Annotated in this window: 23 protein-coding genes and 1 tRNA gene; 12 read left to right on the top strand and 12 right to left on the bottom strand. The window is 66.2% G+C overall.

Features of this window, described 5'->3' with window-relative positions; translation table 11 throughout:
* Nucleotides 1–28: 28 nt before the first annotated feature.
* From A33M_RS08245 to A33M_RS08225, 5 genes are all read right to left on the bottom strand, one after another.
* Nucleotides 29–496 (bottom strand): BLUF domain-containing protein, encoded by a 468-nt coding sequence (locus A33M_RS08245; protein WP_083850372.1) that lies wholly within the window; start codon nt 494–496, stop codon nt 29–31.
* 165 nt (nt 497–661) lie between these two features.
* Nucleotides 662–1402 carry a peptidase gene (locus A33M_RS08240; RefSeq protein ID WP_008385670.1) on the bottom strand — a complete coding sequence of 247 codons (741 nt, stop codon included), beginning with the start codon at nt 1400–1402 and terminating at the stop codon, nt 662–664.
* A gap of 138 nt (nt 1403–1540) precedes the next feature.
* Nucleotides 1541–2365, bottom strand: a complete 825-nt coding sequence (locus A33M_RS08235; protein WP_008385668.1) for a transglutaminase family protein — start codon at nt 2363–2365, stop codon at nt 1541–1543.
* A 34-nt stretch (nt 2366–2399) separates the two neighbouring features.
* A complete protein-coding gene (locus tag A33M_RS08230; protein WP_008385666.1) occupies nt 2400–3341 on the bottom strand; it encodes an alpha-E domain-containing protein in 942 nt (313 codons plus the stop codon).
* A gap of 5 nt (nt 3342–3346) precedes the next feature.
* Nucleotides 3347–4765 carry a circularly permuted type 2 ATP-grasp protein gene (locus A33M_RS08225; protein ID WP_008385665.1) on the bottom strand — a complete coding sequence of 473 codons (1419 nt, stop codon included), beginning with the start codon at nt 4763–4765 and terminating at the stop codon, nt 3347–3349.
* A gap of 430 nt (nt 4766–5195) precedes the next feature.
* Here A33M_RS08225 and A33M_RS08215 point away from each other — a divergent pair, with 430 nt between their 5' ends.
* The 5 genes from A33M_RS08215 (at nt 5196) to A33M_RS22245 (ending at nt 9758) form a co-directional block, all read left to right on the top strand.
* Complete coding sequence (locus tag A33M_RS08215; RefSeq protein WP_040619717.1) at nt 5196–5924, top strand: competence/damage-inducible protein A; 729 nt, start codon at nt 5196–5198, stop codon at nt 5922–5924.
* A gap of 41 nt (nt 5925–5965) precedes the next feature.
* Entirely contained in the window at nt 5966–6487 is a 522-nt protein-coding gene (gene gpt / locus A33M_RS08210) for a xanthine phosphoribosyltransferase (protein ID WP_008385663.1), read from the top strand.
* 14 nt (nt 6488–6501) lie between these two features.
* On the top strand, nt 6502–7329 hold the full coding sequence (locus A33M_RS22250; protein ID WP_008385662.1) for a hypothetical protein: 828 nt from the start codon (nt 6502–6504) through the stop codon (nt 7327–7329).
* 658 nt (nt 7330–7987) lie between these two features.
* Nucleotides 7988–8074: transfer RNA gene (locus A33M_RS08200), tRNA-Leu, on the top strand.
* 220 nt (nt 8075–8294) lie between these two features.
* Nucleotides 8295–9758, top strand: coding sequence for a site-specific integrase (locus A33M_RS22245; protein ID WP_052026948.1), 1464 nt, complete (start codon nt 8295–8297; stop codon nt 9756–9758).
* A gap of 57 nt (nt 9759–9815) precedes the next feature.
* Here A33M_RS22245 and A33M_RS22840 read toward each other — a convergent pair whose 3' ends face one another.
* A complete protein-coding gene (locus A33M_RS22840) occupies nt 9816–10532 on the bottom strand; it encodes a reverse transcriptase domain-containing protein (RefSeq protein ID WP_157223380.1) in 717 nt (238 codons plus the stop codon).
* 454 nt (nt 10533–10986) lie between these two features.
* On the opposite strand from A33M_RS22840, the gene A33M_RS08190 reads away from it, so the two are divergent.
* Entirely contained in the window at nt 10987–11643 is a 657-nt protein-coding gene (locus tag A33M_RS08190; protein ID WP_040619716.1) for a recombinase family protein, read from the top strand.
* A gap of 211 nt (nt 11644–11854) precedes the next feature.
* On the opposite strand, the gene A33M_RS23765 is transcribed toward A33M_RS08190, so the two are convergent.
* The 4 genes from A33M_RS23765 to A33M_RS08175 form a co-directional block, all read right to left on the bottom strand.
* Nucleotides 11855–13159, bottom strand: a complete 1305-nt coding sequence (locus A33M_RS23765; RefSeq protein WP_157223379.1) for a hypothetical protein — start codon at nt 13157–13159, stop codon at nt 11855–11857.
* Nucleotides 13160–13653: 494 nt separating this feature from the next.
* Nucleotides 13654–14532, bottom strand: a complete 879-nt coding sequence (locus tag A33M_RS22835) for an HNH endonuclease (RefSeq protein WP_083850370.1) — start codon at nt 14530–14532, stop codon at nt 13654–13656.
* A 24-nt stretch (nt 14533–14556) separates the two neighbouring features.
* Nucleotides 14557–15300, bottom strand: a complete 744-nt coding sequence (locus A33M_RS08180) for an arginyltransferase (RefSeq protein ID WP_008385657.1) — start codon at nt 15298–15300, stop codon at nt 14557–14559.
* An 89-nt stretch (nt 15301–15389) separates the two neighbouring features.
* Nucleotides 15390–15929: an RDD family protein gene (locus tag A33M_RS08175; protein WP_008385655.1), complete on the bottom strand. Its 540-nt coding sequence runs from the start codon at nt 15927–15929 to the stop codon at nt 15390–15392.
* 186 nt (nt 15930–16115) lie between these two features.
* On the opposite strand from A33M_RS08175, the gene A33M_RS08170 reads away from it, so the two are divergent.
* Nucleotides 16116–17339 carry a threonine ammonia-lyase gene (locus tag A33M_RS08170; protein ID WP_008385653.1) on the top strand — a complete coding sequence of 408 codons (1224 nt, stop codon included), beginning with the start codon at nt 16116–16118 and terminating at the stop codon, nt 17337–17339.
* A 260-nt stretch (nt 17340–17599) separates the two neighbouring features.
* Here the strand turns inward: A33M_RS08170 and A33M_RS23470 are convergent, their stop codons facing one another.
* Nucleotides 17600–18250, bottom strand: coding sequence for a hypothetical protein (locus tag A33M_RS23470; protein WP_008385651.1), 651 nt, complete (start codon nt 18248–18250; stop codon nt 17600–17602).
* Between the two features lie 396 nt (nt 18251–18646).
* Nucleotides 18647–19720 (bottom strand): porphobilinogen synthase, encoded by a 1074-nt coding sequence (gene hemB / locus A33M_RS08160; protein ID WP_008385649.1) that lies wholly within the window; start codon nt 19718–19720, stop codon nt 18647–18649.
* Nucleotides 19721–19909: 189 nt separating this feature from the next.
* Between hemB and A33M_RS08155 the strand changes: the two genes are divergently transcribed.
* From A33M_RS08155 to A33M_RS08135, 5 genes are all read left to right on the top strand, one after another.
* Nucleotides 19910–20359 carry a DUF6163 family protein gene (locus A33M_RS08155; RefSeq protein ID WP_008385647.1) on the top strand — a complete coding sequence of 150 codons (450 nt, stop codon included), beginning with the start codon at nt 19910–19912 and terminating at the stop codon, nt 20357–20359.
* Nucleotides 20360–20485: 126 nt separating this feature from the next.
* Nucleotides 20486–22879: a hypothetical protein gene (locus A33M_RS08150; protein ID WP_008385645.1), complete on the top strand. Its 2394-nt coding sequence runs from the start codon at nt 20486–20488 to the stop codon at nt 22877–22879.
* Nucleotides 22880–23374: 495 nt separating this feature from the next.
* Nucleotides 23375–24166, top strand: a complete 792-nt coding sequence (locus tag A33M_RS08145; protein WP_008385642.1) for an ABC transporter ATP-binding protein — start codon at nt 23375–23377, stop codon at nt 24164–24166.
* Nucleotides 24159–24863 carry an ABC transporter ATP-binding protein gene (locus A33M_RS08140; protein WP_008385640.1) on the top strand — a complete coding sequence of 235 codons (705 nt, stop codon included), beginning with the start codon at nt 24159–24161 and terminating at the stop codon, nt 24861–24863. The genes A33M_RS08145 and A33M_RS08140 overlap by 8 nt, the downstream gene beginning before the upstream one ends.
* 70 nt (nt 24864–24933) lie before the next feature.
* A complete protein-coding gene (locus A33M_RS08135) occupies nt 24934–26154 on the top strand; it encodes an ABC transporter substrate-binding protein (protein WP_008385638.1) in 1221 nt (406 codons plus the stop codon).
* Nucleotides 26155–26295: the final 141 nt, after the last annotated feature.

The following is a 26295-nucleotide window of genomic DNA, read 5'->3' as shown; positions in this document are numbered from 1 at the left end:
CCGCCCGGTGAGCGGCGGGCCGCCCGCCTCACGGCGCGTCGAAAAAGATCTTCAGCAGCTCCAAGGCTTTGCCGTGCGGCTGCTGAAACCTCTCGGGGGCGAAGCTCGCCTCGCCGATACGGGCGAAGCCGGGGGCGGCGGCGAGCGCGCGGTCGTCGATGTTCTTGAAGCCCATCGCCCAGTCGCCGAACATCCGCGCCGCCGCCTCGCCGCGGTCGAGCACGAGCTTGGTGTGGTGGCGCCGGTCGCGGGCGATCGTCTCGTAGAGCGTCCGCACCGCCGTCTCCTCGCCCTCCAGGCACTGGATGAAGTGGCCGCTGTCGGTGTCGGGCGAGTAGCGGTAGAGCAACAGGCCGGTGACCCCGAGCGCGGGATTGTTCGCGCGGCTCTGCGCCAGGATGGCATCGAGATCGGCGACGCTCATCGGCTTCACCGCCTGGCTCACATAGACGAGATAGTGCATCGCGGCCCCCTTGGCTGCCAGCTCGGCTGCCATCTCGGCTGCCCGACTGGCGTGAACGGTCGCTCGCCGGCCGCGGAACGCGGCCCCGGCCGTTCGGACCTAACCCGAAGGCGGTCACGCCTCAATGCGATGAATACCGGAGGTTGTTTTCGGCCGCAGGCAGTGCGTTACCGCCCGCTCTGCCCGGGGGGCAGGGTCTCACGACCCGTAGGGCGGGCGCGGGATCGACTGGTGGGCGGCGCGCAAGGCCATCGACCAGCGCTGGCGGAGATCCTGGAAATAGGGCTCGTCCGGCTCGATCCGGTAAGTCAGCTCGGCGGCGCAGGCGTCGGTGCGCACCACCAGGAGGTCGAGCGGCATGCCGACCGACAGGTTCGAGCGCATCGTCGAGTCGAACGAGATCAGCCCCACCTTGAGCGCGTCGTAGAGGTCGATCTCGTGGGTCACCGCGCGGTCGAGCACCGGCTTGCCGTACTTGTGCTCGCCGATCTGCAGATAGGGCGTGTCGCGGGTGCATTCGATGAAGTTGCCGGCCGAGTACATCATGTAGAGGCGCAGCCGCCGCCCCTTGATCTGCCCGCCGAACAGGAAGGCGAGGTCGAACTTGACGTCGGCCGCCTCCAGCGCCGGCCCTTCGGCGGCGGCCAGCGTGCGGATCGCCCGCCCGACCCGCTGGGCGGCCTGGAACATGGTCGGCGCGTTCATCAGGGTCTCGCGCTCGCCGGTCTCGGGGTTGTCGATCCCCTCGGTGAGCATGCTCAGGACCGACTGGGTGAGCGACAGGTTGCCGGCCGAGGCGAGCGCCATGATCCGCTCGCCCGGCTCCTCGAAGACGTGCAGCTTGCGGAAGGTCGAGATGTTGTCGAGCCCGGCATTGGTGCGCGTGTCGGCGATCATCACGAGACCGTCGTCCACCAGAATCCCGCAGCAATAGGTCATTCCGTCGAGCCCTTTCGCACCGACGCCACGGCGGAAAACCCTCCGCTGTTCCGCCCGCAGCATCGCACCCTCCGCCGTTCGCTCCCGGAACCGCCGGACATCATCGCCGATTCGAGCCGGGAGTGAACCCGCGGAACGTCAACTCTGCACCTGATGAAACGCCTGGTCGACCTGGACCTCGACCTCGAGCGTCTCGCCGATTCCGCCGAACCGGGTGCCGCGGACCGGCGCGGCGCCGAGATAGTCGAGGCCGATCGCGACCCGCACGTACGCCTCGGTCGCCGAGATCGAGTGGGCCGGATCGAACGCCACCCAGCCGAGCTCCGGCACCCACGACTCGACCCAGGCGTGCCCGGCCTCCTGCGCGACGACGCCGTCGCTGCGGTGCAGGTAGCCGCCGACATAGCGCGACGGTATCCCGAGGCTGCGGGCGCCGGCGATGAAGACGTGGGCGAGATCCTGGCACACGCCGCGCCGCAGGCCGAACGCCTCGGAGGCGGTGGTGGTGACGTGGGTCGGGTCGGTGTCGAACACCACCGCCTCGTGCACCGCGCCGAGCAGCGCGTGCAGCACGGCGATCTCGCCCTCGCGGCCGGCCACCGCGTCGCGGGCGAACTGGCGGATCGGCGGATCGGCGACGGTGAGCGGCGTCTCGCGCAGATAGAGGCTCGGCGGAAAGCGCTCGATCGCGCCGCGCACGATGCCGTCGGTGTCCTGGGTCTCGACCTCGCCCTCGACCAGGACCTCGAGATGCGAGACCGGCCCGTCGGCCGAGAAGGCGTGGGTGACGTTGCCGAAGGCGTCGTCCTGCGCCTCCAGCCGGCAGTCCTCGGAGACGTCGATCCGCCATCTGACGACGTGCTGGCCGTCGTGCGGGCGCGGCGTCAGCCGCAACGTCTGGATCACCCGCGAGAGCGGCTTGTCGTAGCGATAGACCGTCCGGTGCGAGACACGGATGCGCATGGCGGGGTCCGGTGGGTTGGAGGGCGGGCGGCGCTCACATCAGATACTGACGTGAGATCGCGCTGCCGAGCTCGTTGTTGTTGGAAATGAATTCGGTGATGAATTCGTGCAGGCCGTTCTGGAAGATCTCCGTCATCCGGCTGTTGGCGAGGCGGGTGCGGATGCCGCGTGCCTTGCGCTGCGAGGTGCCCTGACGGCCATAGGCCTCGGCCAGCGCGTCGCAGTCGATCACCAGATTGTCGTAGCAGCTGGCGAGCGAGCGCGGCATCTTCGGATTGAGGATCAGGAGGTCGGCGATCAGCCAGGGCTTCAGGCTCTCGCGATAGACCCAGTGATACGAGGTCAGCGCCGACACCGAGCGCAGGATCGCCGCCCACTGATAGTAGTCGAGCGGCCCGCCGATGTGCGTGTCCTCCGGCAGCAGCAGGTGGTACTTGGTGTCGAGGATGCGGGCGGTGTTGTCGGCGCGCTCGATGTTCAGGCCGAGGCGGAAGAACCAGTAGGCGTCGGTGCGCAGCATGGTGCGATAGGCCGAGCCGTCGAACCGCAGCGAGGTCTCCTGCACGAAGCGCAGGAAGCGCATGAACTCCTCGCGCGAGGTCGGTCCCTTGCCGAACTTCTTGAGCGTCAGCCAGGAGTCGTTGATCACCTCCCACATCTCGCTGGTCAGCGCCGTGCGCACCGCGCGGGCGTTGGTGCGGGCGAGCTCGATGCAGTTGCGGATCGAGGAGGTGTTGGCCGCGGAAAACGCCAGGAACTCCCGCACGGTGTCCTCGTTCGCCTCGGAATAGTGCGAGAAGAAGCCGTTGCCGCACCCGGCGGTCGCCACCGCCGAGTCCCATTCGTTGGTCGAGCCCACATAGGCGAGCGGCAGCGCGGTGAGGCGCATCGTCACCTCGAGGATGCGGGCGAGATAGTCGGCCCGCTCCACGTAGCGGGCGACCCAGTACAGATTGTCGGCGGTCCGCGACAGCATGACGGTCAGACGTCCAGCACCCAAGTGTCCTTGGTGCCGCCCCCCTGGCTGGAATTGACGACGAGCGAGCCGCGCTGCAGCGCGACCCGGGTGAGGCCGCCCGGCACGATCCGCACCGTGTCGCTGCCGGTGAGGACGAACGGGCGCAGATCGATGTGGCGGGGCGCGACGCCGCGATCGACCCAGGTCGGGCAGGTCGACAGCGCCAGCGTCGGCTGGGCGATGTAGTTCTTCGGGTCCGCCTCGATGCGGGTGCGGAAGGCGGCGAGCTTGCCCTTGTCGGCCATCGGCCCGATCAGCATGCCGTAGCCACCCGAGCCGTGCACCTCCTTCACCACCAGCTCGGGCAGATGCTCGAGCACGTAGGCGAGGTGGTCGGGCTCGCGGCAGCGCCAGGTCGGCACGTTCTGCAGGATCGGCTCCTCGCCGAGATAGAATTTCACGATCTCCGGCATGTAGCTGTAGATCGCCTTGTCGTCGGCGATGCCGGTGCCGACCGCGTTCGCCAGCGTGACGTTGCCGGCGTGATAGGCCGACATCAGCCCCGGCACGCCGAGCGTCGAGTCGGGCCGGAACGAGAGCGGATCGAGGAAGTCGTCGTCGACCCGGCGATAGATCACGTCGACCCGCTTCGGCCCCTCGGTCGTGCGCATGGAGACGACGCCGCCCTTGACCATCAGGTCGCGCCCCTCGACCAGCTCGATGCCCAGCTTGTCGGCCAGGAACGAGTGCTCGAAATAGGCCGAGTTGTAGATGCCGGGGCTGAGCAGCACGACGTTCGGCTCGGCCGCCGCGGTGTCGGGCGCGACCGAGCGCAGGGTCGCCAGCAGCTCGTCCGGGTAGTTCTCCACCGGCGCCACCCGGTAGCGCGAGAACAGGTCCGGGAACAGCCGCATCATGATCTCGCGGTTCTCCAGCATGTAGGAGACGCCGGAGGGCGTGCGGACATTGTCCTCGAGCACGTAGAAGGTGTCGGCGGCGACCCGCACGATGTCGATGCCGGCGATGTGGATGTAGATGTCGTGCGGCACCTTCTGGCCGTTCATCTCCGGCCGAAACACCTGGTTCTGGAAGACGAGATCCTCGGGGATGAGGCCTTTTCGCAGGATCTCGCGCCTGCCGTAGATGTCCTTGAGGTAGAGATTGATCGCCTTCACCCGCTGGGTGAGGCCGCGCTCGAGGCGCTTCCACTCGTCGGCGGCGATGATGCGGGGGATCACGTCGAACGGGATCAGCCGCTCGGTGGCGTCCGCCTCGCCATAGACGTTGAAGGTGATGCCGATCCGGCGAAACAGGAATTCCGCCTCCTGGCAGCGCTGATCGAGGACGTCCGGCGACAGGTCGCGCAGCCAGGCGTCCAGTCCTTCGTAGGTGGCGCGGAGGTTTCCGTCCTCGCCCTTCATCTCGTCGAAGCAGACCGTCATGTCTCCGTCCCCGCGACGGCATCCACCCGAGGCGGGATGCTCCCGCCCGAAATCGATGCAAGCATCGAGCCAATGTTTACGCATTCCGACCGGTCGTGCGCCAGACCGTGCCCGGACCGCCGGCCGGACCGGCCGCCGGATCCGGGAGAATGCCCCGGGCGCGGCGGACAGCCGGGCGTTGCACACCTATTGTGCTACCGCTGACCAGGATGACGGCGGTCGCTCGTCCACCGCATTCGTCCCGCCGCGGCCGAGCTCCGCGCCCGGCGCGCTTGAGCCGCCCCGGCCGGCAGGGTAGACGACGGCCTGCGCAAAGCCGAGCGAGGTCTTCGACCCCATGAACGAGACGATGCTGGACGCCGTCCCCAGCGCCACCCCCACTTCCGCCACCCCCACTCCCGCCACGCCCGCGACCGTCACCGCCGCCGTCATGGTGATCGGCGACGAGATCCTGTCCGGGCGCACCAAGGACAAGAACATCGGCTGGATCGCCGAATATCTCACCACGATGGGCATCGACCTGCGCGAGGTGCGGGTGGTGCCGGACATCGAGGAGGAGATCGTCGCCGCGCTGAACGCGCTGCGCGCGCGCTACACCTACGTGTTCACCACCGGCGGCATCGGCCCGACCCACGACGACATCACCGCCGACGCGGTGGCGAAAGCCTTCGGCGTGCCGCTCGACCTCGACGAGCGGGCGGTGGCGCTGCTCGCCGAGCGGATGGGCCGCGAGAACCTCAATGCGGCGCGGCTGCGGATGGCCCGCATCCCGCGCGGCGCCGCCCTGGTGGAGAACCCGGTCTCCAAGGCGCCCGGCTTCTGGATCGGCAACGTGATCGTGATGGCCGGCATCCCGGCGGTGATGCAGGGCATGCTGGAGGGCGTGGCGCCAAAGCTCGCGACCGGCGTGAAGCTCCTGTCCGACACCGTGCGCGCCGACCTCAAGGAAGGCGACATCGGCACCGAGCTCGGCCAGCTCGCCAAGGCGCACCCGGACGTGATGTTCGGCAGCTATCCGTTCAACGACGAGAACGGCGTGCCCAACGCCAATCTGGTGATCCGCTCGCGCGATCCGGAAAAGCTCGCGGCCGCCAAGGTCGCACTGGTGAAGATGCTGGCCGAGGTGCGGGCGGGGCTCGCCGGGGCGGCCGGGCAATGACGACGGCGACCGCGACGGCCGCGCGAACGGAGGACATGACGATGGCGGCGGCGAAGAGCCCCGATAAGGCGTTCCCGGTCTCCTGGGAGATGTTTCACCGCGACTGCCGGGCGCTGACCTGGCGGCTCGCCGGCCACGGGCCGTTCTCGACCATCGTCACGGTGACCCGCGGCGGGCTGGTGCCGGCGGCGATCGTCGCCCGCGAGCTCGGCATCCGGGTGATCGAGACGATCTGCGTGGCGAGCTACGGCCACGGCGGCAACCAGCCGGAGACCTCGCAGGGCGAGCTGACCATCCTCAAGGGGGTGGCGGAGGAAATCCGCGTGCTCGGAAACGGCGAGGGGCGCCGGGTGTTGATCATCGACGACCTGGTCGACACCGGCAAGACCGCCCGGGTGGTGCGCGAGTTGCTGCCGGCCGCGCATTTTGCGACGGTGTATGCGAAGCCGATGGGTCGGCCGCTGGTCGACACCTTCATCACCGAGGTGTCGCAGGACACCTGGATTTATTTCCCGTGGGACATGGGGCTCACCTTCCAGCCGCCGATCCACGGCAACGACTGATTCTTGGAGACGCCATGGCTTCCCCCGAAGACGATCCGCTCGACGACGACGACTTCGACGAGGACGAGATCGACCGCTACTACAACGAGTTGCACGCGCTGGTGCTCGACTTCATCGAGGACAACGAGGTGCCGGACGCGATGGTCGCCTCGCTGCTGCTCGACCTCGCGCTCGACCTGCGCAAGATCGGCTATGCGATGACCGCCGAGAAGCCGTCGGTGGCGGGGCTGAAGATGGACCTCGACCGCTGCAAGGCGGACGTCGACAAGGCGATTCGCGAGCACAAGAAGCAGGCCGAGCCGTTCATCCGCGGGCTGCAGGCGGCGATCGCCGAGGCGGCCGCCCGCGCCGCCGAGCTGACCGACGAGGATTTGGCCGGGTTCGAGGACGACGACGAGGACGAGGCCGAGGATCCGAAGGCCGGGGCGAAAACCGCCGGGCGCGGCCGGGGCGCCACCGCGATCGCCGCCGGCGACGACGATCTCGACGACGACGAGGACGAGGAGGACGACGACCTCGCGGACGACGACGGCGAGAGCGACGAGGACGACCTCGAGGACGAGGATTTGGAGGACGAGGACTCCGACGACGACGAGGATTCGGACGACGAGGACGACGACTCCGAAGACGAGGACGACGACTCCGACGACGACGACGAAGAAGAAGACGAAGACGACGAGGATTTGGACGACGACGACTCCGAGACGGGCGAGTCCGAGGACGACGACTCCGGGACCCGCGAGCCCGAGGACGACGAGGACGACGAGAACGCGGACGAGGCGTCGAAGCCCGGCAAGGGCTCGGGCGGCCACGGTTCCGGGGGGCACGGCTCGGGGAAGTAGGGATGGTCGGCGGTCCGGCTCGGGCGGCCGCGATTCTGGGAAGTAGAGGCGAGCGGCGGCTCGGCGCGGGCAGTTGCGGTTCCCCGAAATGGAGGCGGCGCGCGGTTCGGATCTGTTGGCGGCGGTCCTGGGAGACGGAGGCGGCCGACGGTCCGGCTCGGCAGCCGCGGTTCCGGGGAACGGAGATGGCGCGCGGTCCGGCCCGGGCGGCCGTGGTTATGGGAAACGGAGGCGGCCGACGGTCCGGAAATCGACGGTGGGGGCGGGGAGGGCGGCCACCGCCGACGCCTTGTGTCCGACGATGGCGTCGGGCGCCTCGCGGGCCGTTCGGTCCGAGCCCCGTCGCCTCCGCGACGCGCCGGCGCGCAGGGTGCAGCCGAGCGAGTCGCAATCCTCGGGCCGTTCGATCGGTGACGGGGGCGAGCGAGTTTTTTCGCCGGCGGCGAGCCCGAGGCGGGCCAATCGCGGACTTTGCGACGCGCCGCATCCCCCGCCCCGACGGCGCGCGCCGTAGCTCGACGCGGCGGACGTACGCACCCACGGCGGATGCACCCCGGTGCCGGCGATGCTAGGGTCGCGCCGGGGCTTTGCGTTTGCGCCCGACAGGCCGTCCTCGCCCGCGCCGCGGGCCGGCCCGACGGCGCGAGACGCCGCCCGTGCGGACGTGGCGGAACCGGTAGACGCAGCGGACTTAAAATCCGCTGGGGGAGACCTCGTGCGGGTTCGAGTCCCGCCGTCCGCACCAGGCGGTTCGCGAGGTCTTCGATTTCAATAACATGCTGGATTAGATTGCCTTTTCCACCGTGGGGACGACACGGAACGCTGCACGAGGGCGGTGTAGCGATGACGTCGACCCCAGAGCCAAGGGTGGATGGACCGCCCGTAAGCGCATCCCGACGGACATCCGAGACGACTACGAGCGCGCGTTCGGTCTGCGGTGGGAGGAGCGGTTCAACTCGGGTCTCGTGCCGCTTCAGCACGCCAGGAATCTGTGCCGGGACTGGGAGTCGGAAATCGAAACGCGCATCACGAACCTCAGGGCGAAGCGCGACGGTGGTGGGCACACGCTCACGGTTCAGCAGGCCAGAGCCCTCGCCGGCGAGTGGTATCGATGGTTCACCGAACGGCAATTGGAGCGACAGCTTCCGGCGTCTCACTGGGAAGCCGTGCTCGGTGATATCGGGGATGAGGTTCAGGCCGTCCTCGTGGACCTCGGTGTCGCCGGGGATCAAGACCCCGATGTTTGGGAGGAGAGCCCGGAGTTTCGTGAACGGCTCCGGCCGGTTCTGGCGGACGTGGCGGAGACCTCCCGGTTCCTCGCCCACCGGAAGCTGGCCCTCGATGAAACCTCGCGAGGGATGTTCCTCGATTTCCTTTATCGGGACATGGCCGCGGGCCTTCGATTGCTGATCAGGCGGGCCAAGGGAGACTACTCGCCGGACGAGCACCCGAAAGAGTTTCCGGAGTTCGAGCGGACACCGGATCCGGGCCTCACGCCGTGGGCTCTGTTCGAGCAATGGATTGCAGAAAAGAAGCCCGCAACCTCCACCGTGGACCGGTGGCGCGGCGTCTTCGTTCAACTGCGAGAGGATTTCCCCGATCGGAGTGCCGGATCGATATCGCCCGAGGACGCTCAGGAGTGGATCCGGGGCCTTCCGAACGACCAGCGGTCACCGCAAACGGTCCGGGACGTGTGGCTCTCTGCGCTGAAGACGGTCTTCAATTGGGGCGTGGCCAGCAAGCTGCTCACGAAGAACCCGTTCACCGAGGTGTCCGTGACCGTCCCCAGGCGAAGCACCTCGCGGGAAACCAAGGCATTCCTCGATGCCGAGGTGAAGGTCATCCTGTCGGCGTCGCTCGCCATCGAGGACACCACGCGGACGTTCGAGGCGGCAAAGCGGTGGGTGCCTTGGGTGTGTGCCTACACGGGTGCCCGAGCCGGGGAAATCACCCAATTGCGCGGGGTGGACGTGATCGAGCGGGACGGCATTCACGCGATCCGGATCACTCCCGAGGCCGGAACGGTAAAGACCGGCCACGCTCGTGTCGTGCCGTTGCACGAACACCTGCTCGCCCAGGGCTTCCTCGAATTCGTCCGCGGGAGCGGGGAGGGGCCGTTGTTCTACAACGAGGGGCGGGACAAGCGGGGAAAAGACGACCTCACGAACCCCTCGAAGCCACGATACGTGAAGACTCGGGAGCGTCTGGCCGCTTGGGTGAGAAGCCTCGGCGTGACGGATCCCGAGCTTCGCCCGAACCACGCATGGCGGCACACCTTCAAGCAGATTGCCGACCGGTGTGGCATCAGCGAACGCGTCTCCGATGCCATCACGGGCCATGCCCCGACCACCGTGGGCCGGGAGTACGGGGCGCCGACGCTGGGCGACATGGCGAAGGCGCTGGAGCGGTTTCCTCGATACGAAACTTAAGCAGTCTTCCGAAGAGAATGTGTATAGTTATCTCAGTGCCCAGTAAGGGACATTGGCTCAGGTGGCAGCAGAAACGCCGAGGCTTTCCGCGAGCTGGCGTGCCTGCTCAGAGTTGATGCTCGCAACGTATCTCCCGAAGAATTCCTGATACTTTTCATCTCTCTGCTCGCTAGACGTATTTTGTAGTAGGTCTTTGGCTCTTATAAAGAATCTCCACATGCGCTCATCAGTAAAGCGCAATAGTTTGTGTGAAAGACGAATGTTGAATACAACTACTTCTCGATTAGGAGGCTGCGACTTGTGGGTGTTGACCGAGAAATTTGAGCGTCCCAGGAGTTCAATAATTAGCCAGTACTCGTCCACCAAATTTTGAAAATTATTGGAAGAGAGGATAATGTCGTCGCTATAAATAGTTAACGCTGATTTGTCGTTCCGTTTCCGTAGGTACGAGCCAAACAAAGAGCGGTCGAGGACAAGGGTAGCCAATACAGCTGATTGGGGAAATCCTCGGGCAAGGGAGTATTTCTCGTTTTGTCGTACCGTACTTTCTCCGGCGATCCGAAACGCCCGTGTGCGGGAAAATCCAATGTTTTCAATGGCTCTGTGTACTTTAGCTCGTGTTACATGTTCAAAAAAACTCTCTAAGTCAATTGAAGCAAACCATCTATTTCCAATGTGCGGGCGCAGGGCAGCTATATGGGCCTTTTTTGAAAAGGTCTTGAATGTTTCATGTGGATGCCAGTGTTCTCTTATTTTTTGATTATTTCCGAGCACTTTTGCTCGTGGGTTGTGAACGCCTCGTCTCTGTCGGATTGAGCCAGGCGCGACCCGTACATTAATGCCCATATAGAGCTGACGGGCACAAAGTACTGTTTTCCTCCTTTAGTGAAGGTGCGCGCTACGTTCGTCACTGATCGGTTCTCATACCTTAGATGACACTGGGGGCAGGGAAAGCCCCGCCCCCGTGCCATACTACAGGTTCGGCCGTGTGGCCGCTGGAATGCGCCTTGGCGCGCCCTTGTGCACAGGGATCGGTATGCTCGCGCAATTTGTCGAGGATGTCAATCTTGCTCCTGCCTAGCCGTCCGAAATGTTGTGCTCATTGTGGCCGTTACGGTATGCCCTAGCGGACACGCGAGACGGTGCTCGAAATTGCGTTCGCTAGGGTTGATTTCCATCAACGGACATGGAAGTGTGCGGACACCATCTCAGCGGACGAGAAGTGTCAATGCCTACGTTCCTCTACGCTCGGGTCTCGACCGCGGAGCAGACCCTGGAGCACCAACGCACCCAGGCCGAAGCCGCCGGGTTTCGTATCGACCATGTGGTGGCCGACCACGGGGTGTCCGGGATCAGCACTCGGCTGCAAGAGCGACCCGAGGGAAGGCGCCTGTTCGACCTCCTGCGGGCCGGTGACACCCTCGTGGTTCGATGGCTCGACCGGCTGGGCCGGAACTACCTCGATGTTTGTGACACGGTTCGTGAGTTCATGCGCCGTGGGGTGGTGGTCCGCACGGTCATCAACGGGCTCACCTTCGATGGGGCCACCCAGGATCCCATGCAGCAGGCCGTCAGAGACGCGCTGATCGGGTTCATGGCTGCCATGGCCCAGGCCCAGGCAGAGGCCACGAAGGAAGCCCAGAGGGCCGGCATCGAGCTTGCGAAGGCTAAGGATGCAGAGGCCGGGGAGGGTGGTGAACGGCATTATCGGGGCCGTAAGCCGAGCTACACCAGGGACCAGCTTACGGCCGTCCGCGACCTCTTGGGTCAGGACACAGGAATTGGGCAGATTGCCAAGCTGACCGGATTGAGCAGGCAAACGGTGTACCGCATTAAGGATGATCCTGTGGCGGCGGAAGCGGGGCTTGCTGTGTGGTCTCTGTAGTCGAGCATGTGTACCGAAAACCCCTCCAAACGCTCCTGAGGGCCTCGCTGAACGATTATTTGTGGAGAGCGGCACCAAGGGAGGGAAAACGCCAAACTCAACCAGCGGTCTTCCTGGGCGCTTCAGGAGGGCTATTGTCGATACGCCTGCTTCGGGTCCCTTCTTGCTCCTCGATTTCAGGGATTTTCTACATATGACTTCAAAAACTCGGTTAAAGCGTAGGTACTAGTACTATGGGCAGGGACGGGAGTGAGGCAGCGGCTGCGGGGCCGCTACGAAGGAGAGACCCGAAAGCGCGTTCCGGTGCCTTTTCTCTCGATCCGAGCGCGGCCCAGGTCGTGTCGAGCTTTTCCCAATCGGCCAGTAGCGGATAATGTCTGCATACGTGGTCTCGTATCATGCGCACAGGGTAATCCCTCCCAAGCTTTCTTCCTGTTTTCGAGAGATATTTCTCGATGATCTTCGTCGGCCACCGATCGAAATGTTTCTCGCTCCCGAAGGTGACGGCACACCAACTCTTGACCGCGCCTCGGGCATTCAGCCCGAGTTCCGGAAGTACGTATGGGTCGTTCGACTGGTCGAGAGGGCACCCGTGAACCGAATGGAGGATCGTGAGGTAGCTTGCCCGAATATCCAATTCGGAAACAGGCTCTCCATCCATGGTCATCCGAAGGCGTTCTTCCTTGTTAAGCCGCTGGTATGTCTCGTCTCCTTGGCTGTAGAGGCGTCCTCCCTTGTTCCAATGAAAGTTGTCGTCGTTACCCTTGTTGAAGATACGATTGTAGTCACGATGTGTCCCGCCTCGGATCTCGATCTGATCTAGGAACTCGTTCAGCTCCTTTACCTCGTTCGCGAGGAGGTCTGTTTCACGGGTGTGGGGAAACTTGATAGTCGAACCTGTCTCTTCCCAATGGTTGTGATGTCTCCCTGATTGCCCCCTAAGGATGAGGGGGTAGGACGGCAATCGTAGGATAAAGTGTGTTCTGACGTTGTGGCTGCTTATGCCGAGCGAGTTGGCAGCTTCCCATAGGTCGGGTGATGAGGCTCTGAACCGGGTCGCGGCCTTGCGCCCCATGCACGGTTCGTCATCATCATCCCACTGAAATCGCTCTGAAAAGCCAGGCTTTTCTTCGATCAACCTCAGTTGGGTCATTTCGTCCGTCAGGCTCTTGAAGTCATGGTAAGTCACGTCGGAGGAGGAAAACCTGCTCCTACCCATGGGCCGGTACACCCAGCCTTGCGGGTTCTCCTCGGTAACGGCCACCAGTAGGTCGCCTAAGAATCCCGCCGCAGTGGCATCGAATTGAGCCTGCTTGGACCCGCGCTTTCGCTTTCGCTTTTCGTGTTCGGCTATGAGGCCCGAGATTTTGTCGACGAGTTCATGGGCGGCTTCCGAGTTCGGTTTCCAAGCACAGCCTGCGAAGGGCGCTTTCCTGTACTCCTCCGCTTGGTTGCTTTGTGGAATTTCCTTTATCGGGTCTGCGGCTTCCTGATCGATGTCTTTTTCGGTGAGCATGCCGGTTGTGACGGGCTGAATTGTGTATTGTAGGTTTAGCGAAGGATAGTCTGCCTGATAATGGACCTTTTTTTGATTCGTGGGGTCATCCAGACACTTTCTGCATTGGGGGAGGGGCACTCCAGCGCGTACGAGTGGCCGTGTGCAACGCCTCGAGCGGGGAGCCCGATTCGTTCCGGTGGTGCAGTGAGGAGGGAAAAGCCGCGAGTGGCCAGGGAATGAGCGACGGAACACGGACTGTCCGCAGCCTAAACGCTACACAGGGGTGCGAAGTTCGAAAAGAAAAGCGCGTAAAATCAAGTTGATAGGAAAGACAAGGTCGTTTCCCGCCGTCCGCACCAGGCTCGCATCACTCAGGCAAGCCAGCGCATCCGTGCCCAGTGCTGGTGCTGTCGCTCCATTGGCGGCGCCTTTTCTCCGGCGGGCAAGCCCACCGAGGTGGTGCTCGATCTCCGCCCGATTTCATTCGCGAGGCGTCGCATTATGTATTGCAGTTAAAAAGGAATCTCGGTTCGGGGTACGTGAGATACGGATGAGCCAAGTCGGTCAAAGGTGATGAGAAGTCCGTCTCCATTAGACACGTTTGGCAGTAGTTGATTGGCGGCTGGAAGCCAAACGCTACCGACGAAATATCCTACGCAAGAGATTGACCAATTCAGTAGGCTGTCAGTTTGATGAATTAGGGCTGTGGTCTTCGACTTTCGTTCCAGAAAATTTCGGATCGCCAAGTCTCGTGCCCTGCCTTCGACTGTATTGTCGAGGAAGCTGTCAGTAAAGGATAGGCCGCCTTCTTTGTGGTTCTCAGAGAGGGATATCGGGGCATTGAGGGCGTTGCGAATGAAATCGGCATCCAAGCAATTCGAAAAATTATATGGCGAGAGCACATATCCGATGCCGAGGAGCGTCTTCAAGGTAAACTTGAGTCTGGCGACGTGATCAATAGGAAACCTCCAAATCACCAGAGCGCTTCCGTTTGAAGCAACAGGAACGAAGCGTCGAGTTCTGCAATCGTATGCTGTTGCGCCGGCGGACGGGAAACGAAGTGTGTAGCGACCTTCTCCCGACCCAACAGGCTGTCCAGAGCCCCAACGTACAGCACCTCGCCACTCCGGAATGCGAGCTTTTTTGCTGTAACCTCTTGCATCTGCGTCGCGGCAGCCGAAAGAAATCAGCGGATCGTTCGTAATCTTAGCATCGATCTTCGATCCAAAAACATTGTTCGTTTTTCGGTTTACCCAAATGGTAGGGCTGTGTGTTCCGCCGAGCGAGCGAGGAATTATATGCTCACGGGAAAGTGCGGATTCTGGCCAAGTTTTTCCTGTGTAAATGCAGTATCCTCGCAACGAGTCGGGGAGACGGTCGAAAGTCGGCATCCAAAGGCTCTTTTCGGAGGTGATTCACCGCATCACGCGCTCCCAGCCCTCCGGGCCGAGGCGTTCTTGGGGAAGGAAGCGGGCCTTGTAGTCCATCTTGCGCGAGCCCGCGACCCAGTAGCCGAGATAGACGTAGGCGAGGCCCATGGCGCGGGCGCGGGCGATGTGGTCGAGGATCATCAAGGTGCCGAGCGAGCGGTGCGCCTCGGCCGGCTCGAAGAACGAGTAGACCATCGACAGCCCGTCCTTGAGCACGTCGGTGAGCCCGACCGCGACGAGGTCGCCACGCCCGCCGTTGGGGTTTTCGGGCGTGCGCCGGCGGTACTCGACGAGCCGGGTGTCGACGTGGCTGTCCTCCACCATCATCGCATAGTCGAGCACGGTCATGTCGGCCATGCCGCCGTCGTGGTGGCGGGCGTCGAGATAGGCGCGGAAGACGCCGTACTGCTCGGAGGTCGGCACCGCCACCCGCATCTCGCCGTAAAGGTCGGCGTTGCGCTCGAGCACCCGGCGCAGATTGCGGCCCGGGGAGAACTCGTCGACCACCACCCGCACCGAGACGCAGCCGCGGCAGCCCTCGCAGGCCGGGCGGTAGGCGATCGACTGGCTGCGGCGGAAGCCGCCGTGGGTGAGCAGGTTGTTGAGGTCGGCGGCGCGCTCGCCGACCAGGTGGGTGAAGACCTTCCGCTCCTCGCGGCCCGGCAGATAGGGGCAGGGCGAGGGGGCGGTGAGATAGAATTGCGGGGTGTCGCGGGAGTGGCGGGTCACGAACGCGTCCTCCGCCCCGGCCCGCCCGGGCAAGAGCCCGTCGTCTGGTCCTCGCTGCGCCGTCCGCTGCCGAGAGAAGCCATTTCCGCTCAAAAGGTGGGATCGATCCCCAGCACGCGCCGGGCACGCCGCTCGGTGTTGATCACGATCGTGCCGAGCACGATATCATGGAGAAGCCGCTTGCGCCGATTGAAAAAGCACACCAGCAGCACGAGCGGCGTGACGGCCGAGATCGACAGCCAGAACAGCACCGGATGCGTCGCGCCCTGCAGGGTGGAGCAGGCCTCGCCGTGGACGGTGCGCATCTCGAGGTCGACCGCCCGCATCCCGATGGTGGCCGAGTAGGGGCCGCCGAGGGTGCTTCCGTAGTAGACCAAGGCCCACACGATCACCGCCGGCGTGAACAGCCAGAACAGCATCAGGCCGAGGCCGAGCGTGACGATGCCGAACAGGAAGACGAGGATCGAGCCGACGATCACCGGAACCGCCAGCACCACCAGATCGACCAGGAAGGCCAGCACGCGGCGCGAGACGACGCCCTCGAACAGCTCCGGCTGCAGCTCGGGACCGAGCTCGGCCGGGCGGTCGGAATACGGCTCGTTCGGCCGGCCGAAGCCTGCGTTCGCCATCGTGCGCCTCGTCGATGCAATGCGGGTCGAATTCGCCCCTCGTCCGCACATGGCCGTCTCCGGCGCCGCCCGCAAGGGGACATCTCGGCGCATCCTCCGCCGCCCCGCCGCCGCACGTATACGCCGCCGCGCCCCTGCCGGCCGCCGGCGCCCGCGCCCTCGCGCGCCCCTTCACCGGAGCTTGCCGTGACCGTTTCCCTCGCCGACGTCGAAGCCGCCCGAGAAATCCTCGCCGGCCAAATCCTTGCCACCCCGACGTTGCCGGCGCCGCGCCTGTCGGCGCTCACCGGGGCGGAGGTGTTCGTGAAGTACGAAAACCTGCAGGTCACCGGCTCGTTCAAGGACCGCGGCGCCTATGTGAAGCTGGTCGCGCTCGACCGGGACGCGCGCCGCCGCGGGGTGATCGCGATGTCGGCCGGCAATCACGCCCAGGCGGTCGCCCACCACGCCCAGCGGCTCGGCGTGCCGGCCACCATCGTGATGCCGGCGACCACGCCTTATGTGAAGGTCGCCTCGACCAAGGCGTTCGGCGCCCGGGTGGTTCTGGAGGGCGACACGCTCACCGAGGCGCAGGCGCGGGCGGAAGCGATCGCCGCGGCGGAGACGCTGTCGTTCGTGCACCCCTACGACGATCCGCACGTGATCGCCGGGCAGGGCACCGTCGCGCTCGAGATGCTGGAGGCGGTGCCGGACCTCGATATCCTGGTCGTCCCGATCGGCGGCGGCGGGCTGATCGCCGGCAATGCGGTGGCCGCCCGCGGCGTGAAGCCCGACATCGAGATTCTCGGGGTCGAGGCGGCGCTCTATCCCTCGATGCGCAACGCGATCACCGGCGAGACCCGGCCGATCGGCGGGCCGACGCTCGCCGAGGGAATTGCGGTGAAGAACGTCGGCGCACTGACCCGGCCGATCATCGAAGCCTCGGTGCCGGAGATTTTGCTGGTCGACGAGGGCGACCTCGAGCGGGCGGTCAACGCGCATCTCACGCTGCAGAAGACGATGGCCGAAGGCGCGGGCGCCGCCGGGCTCGCGGCGATGCTGGCAAAGCCGGAGAAATTCCGCGGCAAGAAGGTCGGGCTGATTTTGTGCGGGGGCAATATCGACCCGCGGATCCTCGCCTCCATCGTGGTGCGGGAGCTCGAGCGCGAGTCGCGCATCGTGTCGATCCGGCTCACCATCCCCGACCGGCCGGGCGTGCTCGGCTCGATCGCCACCGTGCTCGGGGCGCAGGGCGCGAACATCCTCGAGGTCGAGCACCACCGGCTGTTTCTCGACGTGCCGGCCAAGGGGGCGACCGTCGACGTGACGATCGAGGCGCGCGACCGCGCGCACGGCCAGGAGATCGTCGAGGCGCTCGCCGCCCGCGGGTTCCGGCCGATGCGGATCGAGGCCACCAAGGCCTACGGGTGAGACGCGGGGTCGGAGCGGATGCGGAGGGGGCGGATGCGGAGGGGGCGGATCCCGTCCTTCGTCCGCATGAAAGCCCGTCCTTCGCGAGAAAACCCCATCCTCCGCTCGTTCCCGCGAAAGCGGGAACCCAGAAATCTTGCGGCAACAGCTCGGGAGAAAGTCTGGGTCCCCGCTTTCGCGGGGACGAGCGGGTGGGGAACCGCTTCGGAAAACTCAGTGGCGTTCGACGCCACGCGAGCAGCGGGCGAGCCCGCGCCAACTCAATACGGCCGGTTGCGGTCGATCTCGGTGCCGGTGAGGGTGCGCGGATCCGCCGGCGAGGCGAACGGCGCGAACGGCGCGGCCGGCCGGGCGGCGATCGCATAGGGCCTCGCGCGCGGCATCGGCACCGGGCCGAGGAGGGGCGGGTCGACGGCGGGCGGGGTGAGCCGGGCGATCTCCGGACGGGTCGGCGGCAGCGGCACGGCGGCTCCGTCCGCGGGTGGCGCGAGGGCTCCGGTCGTGTCGGCGCCGGTGGTGTCGGGGATGTCGGTGACGCCCGGGAAGGCCGGTAAGCCGGGCAGCGCCGCGCCCACCGCCTCGGGCCCGGCGCCGACCCGCAGTGCGGAGGCTGCGGCCGGAAGGCCGCCAGCCGAGGCGAGGGCGAGGCCGTCGTGGCTCGCGTCGTCCGGCACCGGCGAGGGGGCGGCGATCGCCACCGTCGCGACGGGTTTGGGGGGAAGGCCGAAATCGAGCTCGGCCGGCGGGCTGCCCGAGAGCCGGATCGGCATGCCGGCGGAGGGGCCGCCGACGATCGTCACGCTGCCGAGGCCGGGGCGAGAAAAATCGGCCGGGTCGCGCAGCACGGTGTTGGCGAGGGCGACCCAGATGCCCATCAGCGCGACGCCGCAGGCGAGGCCGTTCACCAGCACGCGCCCGAGCCGGCCGGGCGGGGCGATCGGCCGCTCGTCGGCCGCAGAGCCGGCGCGGCCCGACGCTCCGGCGGCACGGCCGGCCGTCGTGGCGGTGCGTGTCCGCTCGCCGGGCCAACCCGCGCCGGACCAGGAAGACCCGGACCAGCCCGCGTTGGACCAAGAGGAGCCGGTCGCGCGGCCGCCGTCGCGGAGGATGCGGCGGCCGCGTGCGGCCGCCAGAAATCGCTTGCGGGGGCCGGTTCCGAACCGTCGCCCATCGACTCCATGCTTTTGCATGGTACGCCCCCCTGATACGCCCCCACTGACGCCGTGGACCACCTCGAGCCGTTTTCGCTCGCGGGTTCCGGTCCGGTGAAGCGCTTCGGGGTCGCGTATCCGGGAGACGATCCCGGGTCAGACGATCCGGCCGTGCTTCAGCTTCTCGGCCACCCGCGGGGCGAAATAGGTGAGGACCCCGTCCGCACCCGCCCGCTTGAAGGCGAGCAGGCTTTCCACCATCGCCTTTTCGCCGTCGAGCCACCCGTGCCCGGCGGCAGCCATGATCATGGCATACTCTCCGGACACTTGGTAGGCGAAGGTCGGCCGCGCAAAGGTGTCTTTCAACCGCCAAATGATGTCGAGATACGGCATGCCGGGCTTGACCATCACCATGTCGGCGCCCTCCTCGAGGTCGAGCGCCACCTCGTGCAGGGTCTCGTCGGTATTGCAGTAGTCCATCTGGTAGGTGCGCTTGTCGCCGATCAGGGTGGTCGAGGAGCCCACCGCGTCGCGGAACGGGCCGTAGAACACCGAGGCGAATTTCGCCGCGTAGGCCATGATCTGGATGTCGGTGTGGCCGTCGTCGTCGAGCGCCTCGCGGATCGCGCCGATCCGGCCGTCCATCATGTCGGAGGGGGCGATGATGTCGCAGCCGGCTTCGACCTGGAGCAGCGACTGCTTCACCAGGAGGTCGACCGTCTCGTCGTTGAGGATCACGCCGTCGCGGATCAGGCCGTCGTGGCCGTGGCTGGTGTAGGGATCGAGCGCGACGTCGCACAGGAGGCCGATGTTCGGCACCTCCTTCTTGATGGCGCGGACGGTGCGGCACACCAGGTTGTCGGGGTTGAGCGCCTCGGTGCCGGTCTCGTCGCGCAGCGCCGGGTCGGTGTAGGGGAACAAGGCGAGGCAGGGGATGTCGAGCTCGGCGGCCTTCACCGCATCGCGCACCGCCTGGTCGACCGAGATGCGGTGCACACCCGGCATCGACGGCACCGGCGTGCGCACGTCGTCGCCGTCGACGAGGAAGAGCGGCCAGATCAAGTCGTTGGTGGAGAGGGTGTTTTCCCGCACCATGCGGCGCGACCAGTCGGTCTTGCGGTTGCGGCGCGGACGGTGGACGAGGTCGAGACCGACCGAGCGGTCGGCCCGCTCGTCGGCGGATACGACGCGCACCTTGGACTCGACCGGGCGCCCGTACTTGATGGCCATGGCTCTTCTCCGTAAGGGTTCTGCCGTTTGGCGGGGTTCTAGACCTTTCCGGCGCGGTGTTCCATGCACTTGACACTGTTTTCTCGTCGCAGGGGGACCGCCGGCACGCCCGGTGAAAGCGGGCCGGAAAGCGGGCCGGGCGCCGCGCCGAACGGCGCGAACGAAACGGGCGAGGGAAGGCAGACGCGGATGAACGAGGTGTCGGTGAACGGCGCGAGCGGCGAGCTCGCCCCCGTCCAGGTCGACGACGTGCGCTCGGACCGGGCGCACTGGACGTGGCGGCTCGTGGTGTTCGTGCGGGTGGTCGCCGGCCTCGCGATGCTGAAGGGCCTTTGGCACTGGGCGCAGGTGTGCGGCTTCGGCGCCGCGCCCGGCGACACGTTCGGCGCCCAGCCGCTGCCATGGCAGACCGCGACCGTCTTTTTCGCGGTGATCGATCTCGTCGCCGCGGTCGGGCTGTGGCTCGCCGCGCCGTGGGGGGCGCTCGTTTGGCTCACCGCGTCCGGCACGATGATCGCGGTGCAGATCTTCTTTCCGCTGGTCTACGGGTTCCGGCCGCTGCTGGTCGCCGGCCTGTGCGTGCTGATCGTCGCCTATCTGGTGGTCGCGCTGCTCGCCGCCCGCGAGCAGGCCGGCTGACGCCGGTTTTTCGCGCGACCTCCGCAGCTCTCCGCCTTCGCCCTTCCGCCGGCGCGCCGCCCGGCGCATGATCCCCGCGAGCGGACGGACGGCCGACCGGAGGCCGGCCTCGCGGGGATCGCGACCATGACCCAAGACACTCTCGACCTTCTCTCCGAGCTCGAGCGCAAAGTGCTCTGGCTCGCGGCCTGGATGATCCACGACGCCAACCACGTCCGCGACAATGTCGACGGGCTCAAGGTCGGCGGCCATCAGGCCTCCTCGGCCTCGCTGTCGACCATCATGACGGCGCTCTATTTCCACGTGCTGCGGCCGCAGGACCGGGTGGCGGTGAAGCCGCATGCGAGCCCGATCTTTCACGCCATTCAGTACCTGCTCGGCCGCCAGTCTCGCGAAAAAATGCAGGCGTTCCGCGGCTACAAGGGCGCGCAGAGCTATCCCTCGCGCACCAAGGACACCGACGACGTCGACTTCTCCACCGGCTCGGTCGGGCTCGGCGTGGCGCAGACGCTGTTCGCCTCGCTGGTGCAGGATTATGTCCGCAGCCACGGCTGGGGCCGCGCGGACGAGCCGGCCGGCCGGATGGTCGCACTGGTCGGCGACGCCGAGATGGACGAGGGCAACATCTTCGAGTCGCTGCTCGAGGGCTGGAAGCAGGGCCTTCGAAACTGCTGGTGGATCATCGACTACAACCGCCAGAGCCTCGATGCGGTGATCCGCGAGGGTCTTTGGGAGCGCTACGAGCAGCTGTTTCGCGCCTTCGGCTGGGACGTGGTGATCCTCAAATACGGCGTGCTGCTCGAGCACGCTTTCGCCCAGCCGGGCGGGGCGGCGCTGCGCAGCTGGATCGACACCTGCCCGAACCAGCTCTATTCGGCGCTCACCTTTCAGGGCGGCGCGGCGTGGCGCAAGCGGCTCGCCGAGGATCTCGGTGGAAGCGGCCCGACCGCGCTGATCGACTCCCTTTCGGATGACGATCTCGCCCGCCTGATGACCAACCTCGCCGGCCACGACCTGCCGACCCTGCTCGAGGCGTTCGGCAAGGTCGATCACGACCGGCCGACCTGCTTCATCACCTACACCGTGAAGGGCCACGGCCTGCCGTTCGCCGGCCACAAGGACAACCACGCCGGCCTGATGACCACCGCCCAGATGGAGACGCTGCGGCAGGCGATGGACATCCGCCCCGGCCACGAATGGAATCTTTTCGAGGGCTTGCGGCTGCCCGAGGGGGAGCTGAGGACGTTTCTCGAAAAGGTGCCGTTCGCGGCGAAGGGCGCCCGCCGCCACGAGGCCGCCCATGTCGCGGTGCCGGCGACCCTGCCGATCGAGATCGCCCGCACCATGTCGACGCAGGCGGGGTTCGGTGCGATCCTCAACGAGATCGGCCGCGACGAGACGTCCGCCTTCGCCGCACGGGTGGTGACCGCCTCGCCGGACGTCACGATGTCGACCAATCTCGGCGCCTGGGTGAACCGCCGCGGCCTGTTCGCCCGCCAGCCGATGGTCGACACCTTCAAGAAGGAGCGCATCCCCTCGACGCTGACCTGGGAGTTCTCGCCAAAGGGCCAGCACATCGAGCTCGGCATCGCCGAGATGAACTTGTTCATCCTCATGTCGGCGCTCGGCCTGTCGCACGCGATCCATGGCGAACGGCTGTTCCCGATCGGCACGCTGTACGATCCCTTCATCGAGCGCGGCCTCGATGCCTTGAACTATGCCTGCTACCAGGACGCCCGTTTCGTCCTGGTCGGCACGCCGTCCGGCATCACGCTGGCGCCCGAGGGCGGCGCCCACCAGTCGATCGCCACGCCCTTGATCGGCCTGGCCCAGGACGGGCTCGCCGCCTTCGAGCCGGCCTTCGTCGACGAGGTCGCGGTGGTGCTCGCCTTCGCCTTCGACTATCTCCAGCGCAACGGCGAGGGGGTGCCCTCGGAACGCACCTGGCTGCGCGACGAGACCGGCGGCTCGGTCTATCTCCGCCTCTCCACCCGACCGATCGAGCAGCCGCTGCGCGAGATGACCGACGATCTGCGCCAGAGCATCATCGACGGCGCCTATTGGATGCGAAAGCCCGGCCCGAACTGCCAGGTGGTGGTGGCCTATACCGGCGCGATCGCCCCCGAGGCGATCCAGGCGGTCGGGCTGATGGCCGAGGACCGCCGCGATGTCGGGCTCTTGGCGGTCACCTCCGCCGACCGGCTGAATGCCGGCTGGACGGCGGCGAGCCGTGCCCGCGAGCACGGCCTCGGTCACGCCCGCTCGCATGTCGAGCGGCTTCTGGGCGAGGTGCCGCCGCACTGCGCGCTGGTGACCGTGCTGGACGGCCACCCGGCCTCGCTCGCCTGGCTCGGGGCGGTGATGGGCCATCGCACCCGCTCGCTCGGCGTCGAGCATTTCGGCCAGACCGGCGCGCTGCCGGACCTTTATCGCCACTACGGGATCGACGCCCAGGCGATCGTCGCCGCCGCGCAGACGGTCGCGCCGGGCAAGCCGATCCGCCATCTGCGGGCATCGTGAGGCGGAGACATTCTCCGCTGGTCCCCGCGGAGGCGCCGGCGGAAGGTCGCTGGGAACTCCGCCGTCATCGCCGGGCCGGCCGCAGGCCGTGACCCGGCGATCCATCAAGCCGAACAAGAAGATGTTTCTCGATTTGGTGGATGCGCGGGTCGGAGCCCGCGCACGACGGACGCCTGCATGCGACGCGACGTGTGCATTCGGTCGCGCGAACGCGCGACCCAAAATCGTATTCGACAAAATGACGGCTTCCCGCGGTCTCGCCCTTTGGTAAAGTACGTACGCGATGCAGTGCGGAACGAGCGAGTCCGCACCGCGTCGTCGCCGGGGTGACGCCCGAGCGGCGACCACGACACGAGCAACGACAACAAAACGAGCGGCACCGGCCCGGTGACCGTTCGATCGTCCGGGAGGAGTTGCGGCGGTGCGATCTCACCGAGCGCTACAGCCATGTCTCGAGGTGAGGCAGCGTGACGTCGGGTGGCCGGGAGGCGCCCGATGAGCGAGGCCGTCGTCGAGACCAAGGGCTTGACCAAGGATTTTCGCGGCTTTCGCGCGGTCAACAATGTCGACCTCACCGTCGCGCGCGGCACCATCCACGCGCTGATCGGCCCGAACGGCGCCGGCAAGACCACCTGCTTCAACCTGATCACCAAGGTGTTGCCGCCGACCTCCGGCCGCATCTTTTACGAAGGTCACGACATCACCGCCGCCCGGCCGCATCAGGTCGCCCGCATGGGGCTGGTGCGCTCGTTCCAGATTTCGGCCGTCTTCCCGCATCTCACCGTGCTCGAGAACGTGCGGGTGGCGCTGCAGCGAAAGCTCGGCACCTCCTATCACTTCTGGCGCGCGGAAAGCTCGGTCGCGGTGCTCGACGGCGAGGCGATGGATCTGTTGGAGCAGGTCGGCGTCGCGCAATATGCCCGGCTGACCGCCGGCGAGTTGCCCTATGGCCGCAAGCGCGCGCTGGAGATCGCGACGACGCTCGCGCTCGAGCCGAAAATGCTGCTGCTCGACGAGCCGATGGCCGGCATGGGCCGCGAGGACATCGCGCGCATCTCGGCCTTGATCAGGCGCGTCGCAAAGAACCGCACGGTGCTGATGGTGGAGCACAATCTGTCGGTCGTCGCCGATCTCTCCGATCGCATCACGGTGCTCGCCCGCGGCGAGATTCTCGCCGAGGGGACCTATGCCGAGGTCTCGTCCGATCGGGCGGTGATCGAGGCCTATATGGGCACCGGCGCCGGCAGCGCGGCGGCGCCCGCCGCGGCGGAGGCCGGCCATGGCTGAGGCGCTGCTCGCCGTGGAGGATTTGAACGCCTGGTACGGCGAGAGCCACGTGCTGCACGGCATGAGCTTCGATGTGCGCGCCGGCGAGGTGGTGACGCTGCTCGGCCGCAACGGCGCCGGCAAGACCACCACCATGCGCGCGGTGATGGGCATGCTGGCGAACCGCCGCGGATCTGTGCGCTATCGCGGACGCGAGCTGATCGGCCTGAAATCGAACCAGATCGCGCGCGCCGGCATCGCCATCTGCCCGGAGGAGCGCGGCATCTTTGCCAGCCTCTCGGTGCGCGAGAATCTGCTCCTGCCGCCGCGCGTGAAGAACGGTGGGCTCGAGCTCGACCAGATCTACGAATTGTTTCCGAACCTGAGGGAGCGATCCGGCAGCCAAGGAACAAAACTGTCGGGCGGCGAGCAGCAGATGCTGGCGATCGCCCGGATTTTACGCACCGGCGCCGACCTTCTTCTGCTCGACGAGCCGACCGAGGGCATCGCCCCGGTGATCGTTCAGCAGATCGGCAGCACGATCCGGGCGTTGCGCGAAAGTGGCTTCACCATCGTGCTGGTCGAGCAGAATTTTCATTTCGCCGCCACGGTCGCCGACCGCCACTACGTGGTCGAGCACGGCCGGGTGGTCGACATGCTCGAGAACACCGAGATCGAAAAGAGCCGCGAGAAGCTCGAAGCGTATCTCGGCGTCTGACCGGCGATCGGCCACGGCCGCTCGCCTTTCGTCGATCCGACGACACGACAACGACACTCGGAGGAAGCAGATGAACAAGGGCATTCTGGGCGGCCTCGCCGCCGTTCTCATGGGCGCCGCGACGGCGCTGCCGGCGCATGCGGAGTTCACCGACGGGGTGATCAAGATCGGCGTGCTGAACGACCAGTCGGGCACCTATTCCGATCTCTCCGGGCAAGGCTCGGTGTGGGCCGCGAAAAAGGCGGTCGAGGACTACTGCAAGGCGAACAAATGCGACGCGAAGATCGAGGTGATCTTCGGCGACCATCAGAACAAGGCCGACATCGGCGCCGGCATCGCACGGCGCTGGTACGACACCGAGCAGGTCGACGTGATCGTCGATACACCGACGTCGTCGGTGGCGCTCGCCGTGAGCCAGATCACCCGCGAGAAGAACAAGGTGTTTCTCAACTCCGGCGCCGGCGCCTCGGAGTTGACCGGCACCGCGTGCTCGCCGAATTTCGTGCACTGGACCTACGACACCTGGGCGCTCGCGCACGGCACCGGTGCCGCGATCGTCAAGCAGGGCGGCAAGACGTGGTTCTTCCTCACCGCCGACTACGCCTTTGGCCACGCGCTCGAGCGTGACACCGCGGCGGTGGTGAAGGAGATGGGCGGCGAGGTCTTGGGCAGCGTCCGTCATCCGTTCCCGGCGCAGGACTTCTCCTCGTTCCTCCTGCAGGCGCAGGCGTCCGGCGCGCAGGTGATCGGGCTGGCCAATGCCGGCGCCGACACCAGCAACGCGATCAAGCAGGCCTCCGAGTTCGGCATCGTGCAGGGCGGCCAAAAGCTCGCCGGCCTTCTGGTGTTCATCACCGACGTGCACGCGCTCGGGCTGAAGACGGCGCAGGGCCTGAACTTCACGACCGCCTGGTACTGGGACACGAGCGACGCCAACCGTGCCTTCGCCAAGGACTTCGCCGCGGCCAACAAGGGCAACCATCCGAGCATGGTGCAGGCCGGCGTCTACTCCGCCGTCACCCACTATCTCAAGGCGGTGTTCGCGCTCGGCAGCGACGGTGACGGCGTGAAGGTGGTGGAGAAGATGAAGTCCATGCCGACCGACGACAAGCTGTTCGGCAAGGGCGAGATCCGCAAGGACGGCCGCCACATCCACCCGCTGCTCTTGGTCGAGGTGAAGAAGCCCGCCGACAGCAAGGGCCCGTGGGACTATTACAACATCGTCACCACCATTCCGGCCGACGAGGCGTTCCGCCCGATGTCCGAAGGCGGCTGCCCGCTGGTGAAGTGACACGGAGGCGAACGACGCGGAGACTTGCGGGCCGGCACGGCGCCGGCTCTCCCTCTCCCCGTATGCGGGGAGAGGGGCGGGGTGAGGGGCGGCAGCGTTTCGGAGCAATCGGGGACGGGGCGGCGGGGCGGAGCGAGGTGG

The sequence above is a fragment of the Rhodovulum sp. PH10 genome (assembly GCF_000293785.1).
In the GTDB taxonomy this organism is placed as follows: domain Bacteria; phylum Pseudomonadota; class Alphaproteobacteria; order Rhizobiales; family Xanthobacteraceae; genus Rhodoplanes.
The sequence above is the reverse complement of the archived record's forward strand: the minus strand, read 5'-3'. Positions and strand labels throughout refer to the sequence as shown.